The sequence below is a fragment of the Rhodococcus sp. p52 genome, from assembly GCF_000763325.2.
Taxonomy (GTDB): Bacteria; Actinomycetota; Actinomycetes; order Mycobacteriales; family Mycobacteriaceae; genus Rhodococcus; species Rhodococcus pyridinivorans.
Window position 1 is genome coordinate 1133853 of sequence record NZ_CP016819.1, and the last position, 11948, is coordinate 1145800.

The 11948-nt window shown below is 67.6% G+C and carries 11 protein-coding genes and 1 pseudogene; 5 read left to right on the top strand and 7 right to left on the bottom strand.

What is annotated here, in order from left to right; all coding sequences use genetic code 11:
• Positions 1 to 64: 64 nt before the first annotated feature.
• The 3 genes from IM25_RS05115 to IM25_RS05125 are packed head-to-tail and all read left to right on the top strand — an operon-like array spanning position 65 to position 2546.
• The gene (locus tag IM25_RS05115) at positions 65 to 562 is read left to right on the top strand and encodes a nuclear transport factor 2 family protein (RefSeq protein WP_006553119.1); all 498 of its coding nucleotides are present in this window, start codon (positions 65 to 67) and stop codon (positions 560 to 562) included.
• Positions 559 to 933, top strand: a complete 375-nt coding sequence (locus tag IM25_RS05120) for a DUF485 domain-containing protein (protein WP_006553118.1) — start codon at positions 559 to 561, stop codon at positions 931 to 933. The genes IM25_RS05115 and IM25_RS05120 overlap by 4 nt, the downstream gene beginning before the upstream one ends.
• A complete protein-coding gene (locus tag IM25_RS05125; RefSeq protein ID WP_033097488.1) occupies positions 930 to 2546 on the top strand; it encodes a solute symporter family protein in 1617 nt (538 codons plus the stop codon). The genes IM25_RS05120 and IM25_RS05125 overlap by 4 nt, the downstream gene beginning before the upstream one ends.
• Before the next feature lie 4 nt (positions 2547 to 2550).
• Here IM25_RS05125 and IM25_RS05130 read toward each other — a convergent pair whose 3' ends face one another.
• From IM25_RS05130 to IM25_RS05145, 4 genes are all read right to left on the bottom strand, one after another.
• Positions 2551 to 3897, bottom strand: a complete 1347-nt coding sequence (locus IM25_RS05130) for a phosphotransferase family protein (RefSeq protein WP_065995822.1) — start codon at positions 3895 to 3897, stop codon at positions 2551 to 2553.
• A gap of 79 nt (positions 3898 to 3976) precedes the next feature.
• Positions 3977 to 4159, bottom strand: coding sequence for a hypothetical protein (locus IM25_RS05135; RefSeq protein ID WP_006553115.1), 183 nt, complete (start codon positions 4157 to 4159; stop codon positions 3977 to 3979).
• A 42-nt stretch (positions 4160 to 4201) separates the two neighbouring features.
• Positions 4202 to 4588 carry a VOC family protein gene (locus IM25_RS05140; protein WP_065995823.1) on the bottom strand — a complete coding sequence of 129 codons (387 nt, stop codon included), beginning with the start codon at positions 4586 to 4588 and terminating at the stop codon, positions 4202 to 4204.
• A 13-nt stretch (positions 4589 to 4601) separates the two neighbouring features.
• Positions 4602 to 5360 (bottom strand): arsenate reductase/protein-tyrosine-phosphatase family protein, encoded by a 759-nt coding sequence (locus tag IM25_RS05145; protein ID WP_065995824.1) that lies wholly within the window; start codon positions 5358 to 5360, stop codon positions 4602 to 4604.
• 68 nt (positions 5361 to 5428) lie between these two features.
• Here IM25_RS05145 and IM25_RS05150 point away from each other — a divergent pair, with 68 nt between their 5' ends.
• The gene (locus IM25_RS05150; RefSeq protein WP_065995825.1) at positions 5429 to 6712 is read left to right on the top strand and encodes an APC family permease; all 1284 of its coding nucleotides are present in this window, start codon (positions 5429 to 5431) and stop codon (positions 6710 to 6712) included.
• A 192-nt stretch (positions 6713 to 6904) separates the two neighbouring features.
• Here IM25_RS05150 and IM25_RS26670 read toward each other — a convergent pair.
• Positions 6905 to 7420: pseudogene (locus tag IM25_RS26670) on the bottom strand (carotenoid oxygenase family protein).
• Positions 7421 to 7932: 512 nt separating this feature from the next.
• Positions 7933 to 8412: a TspO/MBR family protein gene (locus tag IM25_RS05165; protein ID WP_033097491.1), complete on the bottom strand. Its 480-nt coding sequence runs from the start codon at positions 8410 to 8412 to the stop codon at positions 7933 to 7935.
• Positions 8413 to 8510: 98 nt separating this feature from the next.
• On the opposite strand from IM25_RS05165, the gene IM25_RS05170 reads away from it, so the two are divergent.
• Complete coding sequence (locus IM25_RS05170) at positions 8511 to 9509, top strand: MBL fold metallo-hydrolase (RefSeq protein ID WP_065996474.1); 999 nt, start codon at positions 8511 to 8513, stop codon at positions 9507 to 9509.
• Between the two features lie 7 nt (positions 9510 to 9516).
• Here the strand turns inward: IM25_RS05170 and IM25_RS05175 are convergent, their stop codons facing one another.
• The gene (locus tag IM25_RS05175) at positions 9517 to 11886 is read right to left on the bottom strand and encodes an FdhF/YdeP family oxidoreductase (protein ID WP_065995826.1); all 2370 of its coding nucleotides are present in this window, start codon (positions 11884 to 11886) and stop codon (positions 9517 to 9519) included.
• Between the last annotated feature and the right edge of the window lie 62 nt (positions 11887 to 11948).

The window sequence follows — 11948 nt, forward strand, 5'->3', positions numbered from 1 at the left end:
CACGCTTGTTATGGTCCCGCTCACATGAACGGACGTTAATAAAACGCACAACGGAGGATCTGCTGTGTCCAGCCCCCATCCCGGACCGTCCCTGCTCGACCGCATCACCCACCTCGAAGACCTCGAGGCGATCCGGAAGCTCGATGCGCAGTACTGCCGCCACCTCGACGACGGCAACTGGGACGCGCTCATGGAGCTGTTCACCGATGACGGCGAGTTCGACGGCCTGTCCCACCCGCAAGGAAAGGAGGAAATGCGCACCTTCTTCGCGGGACTCGCCGACGGCGGCCTGACCTCCTTCTGGCACTTCATCACGAACCTCGAGATCGACCTCGACGGTGACCGCGCCACCGTGCGCTCGTTCCTGTGGCAGCCGTGCGTCACCGACGGCACCCCCGCGATCGCGGCCGGTCGCTACAACGACGAGGTCGTCAAGGTCGACGGCCGCTGGCTCTACAAGGTCAAGCAGGTGCGTTTCCACTTCTTCGGACCGCTCGAGGCCGGGTGGGACGAGAACCTCTTCGCGCTCGACAGCGCCCGCGGCGCGGCGGTGCGGGCATGACCGACACCGTGAACGGCGTCCCCACCTCGTCCCCGGAGGACGAGCTCGTCTGGACGCGGATGCTCCGTCTTCCCGAGATCGCCGAGTTGCGTCGCCGACGCGCCCGCGTGACCAACACGCTCGGTGGCATTACCGTCGTGCTGTTCACGTCCTTCCTCGTCGCCTTCATCGGGTTCCCCGACCAACTCGGCGCCACCGTCGTCCTCGGCATCCCGCTGTCGCTGTGGGTGGTGTTCTCCCAGTTCGCCGGAACCTGGGTGCTGGTCTGGGCGTACTTCCGTCTCTCCCGCACCTACATCGGCCCCGCCGTCGACGACGCCGTGGTGGCCGTCGAACGGAACCGTCCCGCATCCGAGGAGGTCGCATCATGACCGGTGACGCCGATTATCTCGCCATCGCGATCTGCAGCGCCGTCATCTCCCTGACCCTATGGGTGACCTTCGCTGCATCCCGGCGCGCGAAGAGCGCCGACGGATTCTTCGCCGCAGGTCGCTCGATCTCGAGTTGGCAGAACGGATTCGCCATCGCGGGCGAATTCATCTCCGCCGGTAGCTTCCTCGGCACCACCGGTCTGATCTTCTCCAAGGGCGTCGACGGCACCGTCATCCTGTTCACGTCCGTCATCTCGTTCCTGCCGGTGCTGTTCCTCCTCGCGGAGAAGATGCGCAATCTCGGCAAGTACACCCTCGCCGACGTCCTCGCCTTCCGCACCGACTCGCGGAACGTGCGGGTCGCGGTCGCGCTGAGCACGATCGCCACCGGCACCTTCGTGCTGCTCGCCCAGCTCGTCGCCGCGGGTGTGCTCCTCGAATCCGTCTCGGGCATCCCGTTCTGGCTGTCGGTGGTGGTCGCCGGATCGCTCATGGGCATCTACGTCTTCGTGGGGGGCATGCTCGCCACCACCTGGGTGCAGGTCATCAAGTCGACGATCCTGTCGGTGCTCGCGATCATCGTGTGCTTCGGCATCCTGGCGCAGTTCGGGTTCGCATTCCCGAAGGTCCTCGACGCCGCAACCGACAACGCCGTCGCGGGCGACGCGATCCTGTCCCCCGGCCTGATCTTCGGCCAGACCAGCGCGATCAACCTCGTCTCCTACGCGCTCGCGTTCGCCCTGGGCACCGCCGGAATGGCGCACATCCTCATCCGGTTCTTCACCGTCCCCGAGGCCACGACGGCACGTCGCTCGCTCGGCTGGACCGTCGCGCTGTGCAGCCTGTTCTATCTGATCGTCATCGTGATGGGCTTCGGCGCCGCGGCCGTGCTCGGACCGAACGGCACCGATCTCGTCGGGCCCGGCGGCAACCTTGCGGCACCCGTCCTCGTCACCGAACTCGGTGGCGGAGCCGGCACGGTCGGTGGGTCCATCGCGCTCGCACTCGTCGCCGCGGTCGCCTTCGCGTCCATCGTCGCAGTGGTCGCCGGTGTCGTGATCTCCGCGGCCGGCACCTTCGCCCGCGACGTGTGGCCGGCGGTCACGCGGAAGGAACCGATCGAGAATCTCGACGCGGACGAGCAGGCCCGGGAGGACCAGGCCCAGGCCCGCATCGCCCGGTACGGGGCCGTGTCCTTCAGCGTCCTCGCCATCGGCCTGGCCATGCTCATCGGCGACGACACCAACATCACCTTCTTCATGGGTATGGCGTTCATGGTGGCCGGCAGTGCGCATCTGCCCGCTCTCGTGCTGAGCCTGAACTGGCGGCGCTTCAACGCCACCGGCGCGGTCTGGGGTGTGCTCACCGGTCTCGTCTCGACGGTCGTGAGCCTGATGTTCACCGAGGCCCTGTGGATGGGCAGCGGCCCCGCTCCCCTGACCATCCAGCTCCCGGTGATCGTCACCATGCCGCTCGGCATTGCCGCGTGCGTGATCGGATCGATCGTCGGCGAGAAGCGTCGGGGACGAGGCCGCCTCGAGGACGAGAAGTTCGCGGAGATGCTGGTGCGCGCGGAGACCGGCATCGGCGCGGAGGTCGCCGCCACGCACTGATCCGTCAGCGATATTTCGGGTTCGCGACCTTCAGCCGGTTCGCGGCCAACCCTCTGATCACCTCGGCGACCTGCGGGTCGTCGAGGTGATCTCGTCCTGCACGCACACCGAGGGCGAGTTCGGCTTCGGAGCGGTAGCCGAGCCGGGCGAGCCGCACCCGATAGGTCTCCCGCACCGCCGGGGCGAAGAGGGCCTCCCGTGCGGCGATGCCGAGAACGTGCGCCGCCACCCGGCTGCGGTAGCGGGTCTTCGCATCGGCGCCCGCCCCTACCTCCAGGACGAACTCGCGCACTGCCCCGAGCAGCTCCTCGACGGGCGGTGCTCCCAGGAACTGTGGGGTGGCGGGCGGAGTCTCCGTCTCGTCGTGGGGAGGGACGTCGAGCAGGTCCAGCAGGTCGTGTTCGCACTCGGCGACGCGCCGGCCGATGGCGAGCAGTTCGAGGGTGTTGTCGCCTCCCGTCGCCGCTGCGGCGGCCTGCATCCGGCAGATCCCCGCCCACCGCAGCGAGCCGTAGACCTCCCACCAGTGGAGGACCTCGGGGTCGGGACTCTCGCCCGATTCGTCGGCGTACCCGCGGAACAGGTCGTCGCGGGAACCGAATCCGCCCACCGGATGCGGCGAACCGAAACGCCAGGTCCGGGTGCACAGCCACCCGAGGTCCTCCATCGGGTCACCGACGTGCGCCAGTTCCCAATCGAGCACCCCGCGCACGCCCTCCGCGTCGACGAGGAGGTTCCCGTTGCGGAAGTCGCCGTGCACGAACGCTTTCCCGGTCGCCGGTGGACGGTTGCGGAGGAGCCACGCGAACGCGGCCTCGAGCGTCGGCACGGGGTTGCCGTTGGTGAGGTACTCGTCGAACAGGGAGGTCAGCGGGTCGTGTTCGGGCAGGTTCGGTACGGCCTCGATGTCCATGCGGTGGATCCGGGCGAGGATGCGTCCGAGTTCGTAGGGCAGTGCGGCGCGGACCTCGGCCAGATTCTCGTCGCGCAACAACTTCTGCGGCAGTGCCTCGCCGGGCACCTTCGACATCACGAGGTAGGCGCCGATCCCGGGGTGCGGTTCGTCGCCGCTGCGGTCGATCACGTCGGGCACGGGCACGCCGATGCGGGCGGCCTCGTCGAAGGACGCCGCTTCCATTGCGATCCTGCGTGCGTCCTCGCGTCCTGGCGGGTCGCGGCGCAGGATCAACTCCCGGGGGTCGCCGGTGGCCGACACCGCGGTGATCGCCCAGGTCTCGCGGCTCGCACCACCGGTGAGCCGTTCGATGCGCCGCAGCGTCCAACTGCCGTCGAGTACCGACGAAAGACGCTTCGTCAGTTCGTCTTTCAATTCACCGCTGACGCCACCCACCGCGACCTCCCTGTTCGGTTTCCTGCGGTGGATACTCCCACGGTGATCCGCGGTGTGCGAGTACTTCGGCCGTGGAGGGTCAGGCCGCGAACCCCACCGCGCCGATCACCGGGATGATCGTCATGAAGACGATGGCGAGCGCGAACAGCGTGATCGTGATCTTCTTGTCCCAGCGTGATCGCGTCCCCGTCGCGGCGAGCATGAAGAAGACGAACCCCACGCAGATGGATCCGATACCGATGACGACGGGTGTTTCCAGCATGCCTCCATCATTACCCATCGCGGGTCGGCGCTTCGGGGTCGGTCATCTGTCGGCCGCCGGCTGGAACAGTTCGATCGGATTGCCGGCGGGGGCGGCGAGCAGGATCTGACGACCGCCCGGACCGGTCACCACATCGCTTCGGAGTTCTATGCCGGCACCACGCAGGCGAGCGATCTCGGCGTCGAGGTCGTCGACGACGAGGTGGATCCGGTTACGGCCCGGACCGACGAACTCCTCGGGGGTGGCGCGGGCCCCGGAACTCGCCGGCCCGGACAGCAGCAGCCGCAGCGAACCCCTGATCACATCGGCGAAAGCGGGCGCGGGGTGGGTGAGCACGGTGAAGCCGAGATAACGGGTGTAGAAGGCGACGGCCGCGGGCACGTTGTCGACGAGGTATCGGACGCTGACGTATCCGTCGGTAGTGGTCATCGGTTGCTCCTGGTCATGTTGTGACGGCATGGGTCTCGCACAGATATCGGATGCGGGTGTCGATCTCGGCCGCGATGACACGGAAGGCCGGATAGGTCTCTTCGTCGGCACCGCCGGCCGCCGCCGGGTCGGGGATACTCCAGTGGATCCGGCGAGTCTCGCCGTCGAATTCGGGGCATACCTCGCGGGCCTTGTCGCACAAGGTGATCACCGTGCCGAACCGGCGGCCGGCGAGGCTGTCGAGGTGGCGGGGATGTCGGTCGGCGATGTCGATCCCGAATTCTTCTCGCAGCACCCGCACCGTGTTCGGGTGCATGTTCCGTTTCGGGCAGGTGCCTGCGCTGGTCGTGTCGACGGTCCCGCCGGTGCGCTGCCGGAGCAGAGCTTCCGCGATTGCGGAGCGCGCACTGTTGCCTGTGCACACGAACAGCACCGGTGAGGGCGTCTCGGATGTGAACGTCACAGGCGGGCGGGTGCACCCCAACCCCGGATGCAGTGCGGCACCTACGCCGGCCAGCATCTCGGTGCACCGGTCGAGGTCGAGGTGGTAGTAGCTGTCGCGGCCGTCGAAGCTGCTGCGGGAACCCCGCACCAGCCCGCCGTCGCGGAGCAGGCGGAGGTGATAGGAGACGAGGTTCTGCGGCTCCCCGACCAGTGACACCATCTCCCGGACCCGATAGTCGCCGCCGGACAGCGCCGCGAGCAGCTGCCACCGCACCGGGTGGGCGGCCAACTGCACGAAGGCCGGGACAGGTTGACGCACCGACTTCATCACCCGATGATAGCACCAGATACATCAAATCATTTTGATTCAATTTGGATGCGCGCGAAGGAGCCGTGATGTCGGAGACGACAGGGACGGGCACGCCCGAGGGGTTACAACGGCGCCTCGGGGCGGCCGACGCAGTCGTGATCGGCCTCGGATCGATGCTCGGGGCGGGGATCTTCGTGGCACTGGCGCCCGCAGCCGGAGCTGCGGGGTCGGGCCTGCTGATCGGGCTCGCGGTGGCGGCAATCGTGGCGTACTGCAATGCGTCCTCGTCGGGACGGCTGGCGGCACGGTACCCGGTCTCCGGTGGCACATATGTGTACGGACGCGAACGGCTCGGCGAGGTCTGGGGATATCTGGCAGGCTGGTGTTTCGTGGTCGGCAAGACCGCCTCGTGCGCGGCCATGGCGTTGACCGTCGGCCTCTACATTTGGCCCGAGCAGGCGCACGCGGTTGCGGTCGCCGCGGTCGTGTTGCTCACGGCGGTGACCTATCGCGGTGTCCAGAAGTCGGCACTGGCGACCCGGATCATCGTGGCGATCGTGCTGGCCGTACTCGCCGCGGTGGTTGTCGCAGGGTCTACCTCCGGCTCCACCGAGGTGGCCCGACTCGGGTTCGGCACCGACATCACCGTGGGCGGGGTGCTGCAGGCGGGCGGGGTGTTGTTCTTCGCCTTCGCCGGGTACGCGCGGATCGCCACCCTCGGCGAGGAGGTACGCGAACCGGCGCGCACGATACCGCGCGCGATCTCGATGGCACTGGGCGTCACCCTGCTCGTCTATCTGGCGGTCGCTTCGGTCGCGCTGCTGGTACTGGGCCCTCGCACGCTGGCCGAAGCGACTGCACCGTTGTCGAGTGTGGTGACCGCGGCCGGGGTCGAGTGGTTGGAGCCGGTGGTGCGCGCCGGGGCCGTCGTTGCCGCTCTGGGTTCACTGCTCGCCCTGGTGCTGGGAGTGTCGCGCACCACCTTCGCGATGGCACGGGACCGGCATCTGCCGCACGCGCTGACCGCGGTGCACCCCCGGTTCGCGGTGCCACATCGAGCCGAACTCGCTGTCGGAGTGATCGTCGCGGTCGTCGCCGCAACCGCAGATGTCCGTGCCGCGATCGGATTCTCGTCGTTCGGGGTGCTGGTCTACTACGCCGTCGCCAACGCCTCCGCCTGGACGCTTCCGGGCGGGCGACGCGGGCGCATCATCGCTTCACTCGGGCTGGCCGGATGCCTGACCCTGGCGTTCACGCTGCCCGGCTCATCGGTGCTCACCGGTACGGCCGTGATCGCAGTGGGCGCGCTGATCTACGCCACACGTCGGCGCTTCAGGTCCCAGCCGGAACCGGTTGAACCGCAACGGTAGATCCGTCAGAAATGAGATGCCCATCGGCCTACCGCCGGTCGGAGGTAGCGCCACTGTCGGGCCGAAACGCGCCGTGGGAGGTCATCGGCACGTAGTGCTGCAGGATCACCGCCGCGGCCGGTCCGTCGCCCGGTCGGTCGGCGCGCAGGACGAGAAGCCTGCTGCCCCTGCGCGCAGGCTGGTGTTCGAGCGTCAGCGATCAGCCGCCGCCCTCGGCGTCGCTGCCGGTGCGAACAGAGGTTCACAGACGGTGGTGCCGGCCTCGGCCGTGTACCGGTTCGTCGTGCCCGTACGGTGATCGATCATGGTGACCGAGTCGGGATCCCCTCCCGGGACCGATGCCGACGCGGTGTAGCTGTAGCGATGCTCGGTGGTGGCGAACCGCGGGTCGAGTCGAGGGAATTCGCATCCGTGATCGTCGAGCACGGTGGCGGTGATGCGGCGGGCCCTGCGGTCGACGGTCAGCCGAGTGAGCGTGCCGCCGAAGGCCGGTCCGGCATCGCCCCGATAGTTGCGCAGGTGACCGTTCTACCCTTCCCAGCCGCCGGCCGGATCGTGCGCGACGAGTTCGACGACGGTGCGATCGCCGGCCTCGTGGGCGTTGGTGACGTGAAAGTGGAACAGCGCGTCGTGTTCGAAGGTCGCCGGGTCACCACCGTCCCGCGACACCAGGACGATGGTGGTGCCGAGTTCCGGTCGGTACGACAACGCATCGTCGAAGGGCGCAACCCCCGTGCAACCGGGACGGGATTCCGAACCAGCAGGGTTCCAGCACGAACACCATGTGCCGATCGGTCAGCGCGAAGTCGTGGACGAATCCGAGCTCGGGAATCGGGATCGTCGCGGGCCCGTGCAGCCGACCACCACGGTCCAACCATCTATCGCCGGTACGCATCGAAGGGCCATCCGCTGGGCGTCATCGTGAACCACGAGCTCGACACTCTCGAACAACTTGTCCTCGGTCGCCTGCGATTCGCCGACGAACCGTGGCTCATCCGCTCCGAAAGGGCAGCACACTGGTCGACATCGTCACCGAGCGGGCACTGAAGCACATCACCGGCCCACCCCTGGCTGCGCACCTCGGGCCGACCCCGGAGACAGCAGTGGAATTCATGGTGGGCGTGGTCTTCAGCCAGTTGCTCTCCCCCGCCCGGCACATGACCCACGCCGACGTCGCCGCGTATGTCACGAACGCGATCTACCGTCCTGACTCACGCGGATCAGCGGTTGAGCTGCGTGATCCGTCCGGTCAGCAGCGTGGCGAACGCCGTCCACGCCGAGTACGGAGCCAGCGCGGCACCCGCAGCCGGATTCGCCTCGGCCGTCCGGCGCGTCAGATCCGCGGTACTGGCGGCGAGTAGGGCGGCGACCACAGTGGCAGGCATCAACCGATGCCACTTGAAGAACACCCACGACCACGACGCGTTGAGAACGAGATTCGTAGCCAGAGCCGCGATGTAGTTGCGACGACCCGCATAGTCGTCGGCGTCGGTGTACTCGTCGATCGCGACGGCCGAGGTGACAGCGATATCGGCATACAGCGCCGTCCAGACGATCGGGAACGCCGCGACCGGAGGCTGGAAACCGGGCTTACGCAACTTGCGGTACCACCGGGAGTTCGTGTCCTGGGAGGCGATCGATCCGACGATCGCGGTGGTCGTGGTGGCAGCGGCGGTCGCGAGAACGGTACTGAGTCTCATGTCTGTCGGCTCCTGTGGATGACGGTTGATCGTCGGCTCCCCGAGCCGAAGGCGCACGAAACGGACACCTCGGTAGGGTGGCGGGCCGGGAGGTCGACATGAGTGGATTGCAGCAGGTCGGTGACGGGGTCTGGGCGTTCGTGCGCACCCCCGGCGGTTGGGGTGAGGCCAACACCGGGTTGGTCGTCGCACCGGGAACGGCGTCGCTGGTCGTCGACACCGCATGGGACGTCGCATGGGCGCAGCGCATCGCCGAGGCGCAGGCACCGCTGGTCGCCGATGCTCCGATCACCGACGCGGTGAACACCCACAGCGACGGTGACCACTGGTGGGGCAACGACACGCTGCCGCCCGACGCGCGGATCACCACCAGCGCCGCCGCACTGGACGGGATGCGCGAGGATCTTCCACCGCGCGCCCTCACCGTGCTGGCCGGCACGGGCTCCCTGATCCGGCGCGTCCCCGGCCCCATCGGTGCGGCCGGTGCCTACATGGCGCGGGTCCGCGGCGGTGCCCGATTCCCGCGCCGCACCCCGCGGATGCCCGACACGACCTTCGCGACCGCCACCTCACTGGACATCGGTGGTCGCACGATCGAACTCGAGCAACTCGGACCGTGCCACACGGCCGGCGACCTCGTCGTCCGCGTGGCCGATGCCGGGGTCGTCTTCACCGGCGACCTGCTGTTCATCGGGTCGACGCCGATCCTGTGGCACGGCCCGCTCGACAACTGGTTGTCGGCGCTCGATCGGCTGCTCGGCTGGGGCGCCGACGTGTACGTACCCGGGCACGGGCCGACCTGTGGTGCGGCGGAGATCCGAGCACTGCGCGACTACTGGCTGTGGCTGCGCGATGCCGCCCAGGATCATCACCGGGCCGGACTCACCCCGCTCGAAACAGCGCGGAAACTCTTGCTCACGAAAGATTTCGATGCGTGGCGTCACTGGGAGTCGCCGGAGCGCATCGCACTGAGCCTGAGCACGCTGTTCGACCAGTGGAACGGCAACCCACCGGCGCCGCCCACCGTCGCACGTCGCGTCGCAGCCTTCATCGCGGCCGAAACACTGCTGCGCGAAGGAGCATTCGAGGCGTCCTGATCGACGGTCAGGACAGGTGTTTCGGCTCCGGGGTCGTCTTGTGCGACCAGTCCGATCCCGCGGGCGCGGTTCCGAGCGCGTCCGGGCACTCGTCGCGTCCGGCAGGAGCCAGGGAGATCACGATCGACTTGTAGGTGGGGCAGTTGCTCTTCAGTGCAGTCGAATCGAGCGGGACGAGAGGGTTGGTCTCCGGGTAGTAGGCGGCCGCGCTTCCTCGTGGCAGGTCGTACTCGACGATCCGGAACCTCGTGGCGCACCGTTCGCGGTCGTCGCCGTCCCATCGTGTGAACAGGTCGACGAAGTCTCCGTCGTCGAAACCCAGTGCGGCGATGTCGTCCCGGTGCATGAACACGACGCGACGGCCGCCCTCGATCCCGCGGTAGCGGTCGCTGAGGCCGTAGATGGTGGTGTTGAACTGGTCGTGGCTGCGCATCGTCTGCAGCAACAGATGCCCCGGCGGGACCTGAACCACCTCCACCGGCGAGACGGCGAATTCCGCTTTACCCGAATCTGTCTCGAAGCTTCGGGTGTCGCGGGGCGGATGCGGCAGGATGAATCCTCCCGGACGCCGGACGTTGACCTCGTACCCTTCACAACCCGGGACGACGCGGGAGATGCGCGAGCGGATGTTCGCGTAGTCGTCGCGCATCGCCTTCCAGTCGATCCCGTAGCGGTCGCCGAGCGTGGCCTCGGCGATGCCCGTGATGATCGCGACCTCCGAACGCACGTGCTCGCTGGGCGGTTTCAGCGGTCCTCGGGAGGCGTGGACCGCGCACGTCGTGTCCTCGACCGACACGAACTGCGGTCCCGAGGCCTGGACGTCCTTGTCGGTACGCCCGAGCGTAGGGAGGATCAATGCCGTTCTGCCGCAGACCAGATGGGAACGATTGGGTTTCGTCGAGATGTGCACCGTCATGTCGATACCTGCCATCGCCTCCGCGGTGACAGCGGTGTCGGGTGCCGCCTGCACGAAGTTGCCGCCGAGGCCGAGGAAGAACCGCACCTTGCCGTCGCGCATCGCCTTGATCGAATCGACCGTGTCGTAACCGTTCTCACGAGGAGGATCGAAACCGAACTCCTTCTCGACCGCGTCGAGGAAACTCTGCGGTGCGCGTTCCCAGATCCCCATCGTGCGGTCGCCCTGGACGTTCGAGTGTCCGCGCACGGGCATGAGGCCGGCGCCGCGCTTACCGATGTTGCCCTGCGCGAATGCGAGATTGCAGATCTCCTTGATGGTCGCGACCGCGTTGCGGTGTTGAGTCAGGCCCATGGCCCAGCAGAAGACCGTTGCCTTCGAGCGTCGCAGCATCTGCGCAGCCTCGGTGATCTGCTGACGCGACAGGCCGGTCGCGGCGACCACCTCGTCCCAGTCGATGTCCCGGACGTGTTCGACCCATTCGTCGAATCCCCGGGTGCGGCTCTGCACGAAGTCGTGGTCGAGCGCGTCCCATTCGACGAGCAGCGACCCGAACGCCTGCAACAGCGCGAGGTCGCCATTCACCTTGATCGACAGATGCAGGTCGGACAGATCCGTTCCCCGACCGAGCACCCCGCGCGGTGTCTGCGGGTTCCGGAAGTTGACCAGCCCCGCTTCGCGCAGCGGGTTGATCGTCAGGATCTTCGCGCCGTTCTGCTTGGCCTCTTCGAGTGCGGTGAGCATGCGCGGGTGGTTGGTGCCGGGGTTCTGCCCCTGCAGGATGATCAGCTCGGCGTAGTGCACATCGTCGAGCGTGACGCTGGCCTTGCCGATGCCGATCGACTCCTGCAGCGCGATGCTCGTGGACTCGTGGCACATGTTCGAGCAGTCGGGCAGATTGTTGGTCCCGAACGCCCGCGCGAACAGCTGGTACACGAAGGCCGCTTCGTTCGATGCCCGTCCGGACGTGTAGAAGGTGGCCTGATCGGGGCTGTCCAGCGACTTCAGCTGTTCACCGATGAGGGTGAAGGCCTCGTCCCACTCGATCGGGGTGTAGTGCGTGGCGCCGGGCCGCTTGACCATCGGATGCGTGATGCGGCCCTGCTTGCGGAGCCACAGCTCGCTGTGCTCGGCCAGTTCCGCGATGCTGTACCTGGCGAAGAAGCTCGGGTCGGCACGTCGCTTGGTGCCCTCCTCGGCGACGGCCTTGGCGCCGTTCTCGCAGAACTCGGCGATCTTGCGATGACCGGGGTCCGGGTCGGGCCACGCGCAACTCGGGCAGTCGAACCCTTCGGCCTGGTTCAACTCGAGCAGTGCCTCGACCGAACGCACCAGCCCCATCTGCTCGAGGGATCGCTTCACCGCCACGGCGACGCCGGTGACACCCGCTGCGGCCTTCTTCCGGTCTTCGACCTCGAGGTCGCCTTCGTCGTAGTCGGCCCGCCGGTCACGGTTCCGCATTCGATCACCTCTCCCCACGCACGATTTGCCGAGGAGTCCCCCGGTCCGCCGCCTGCCGAAAC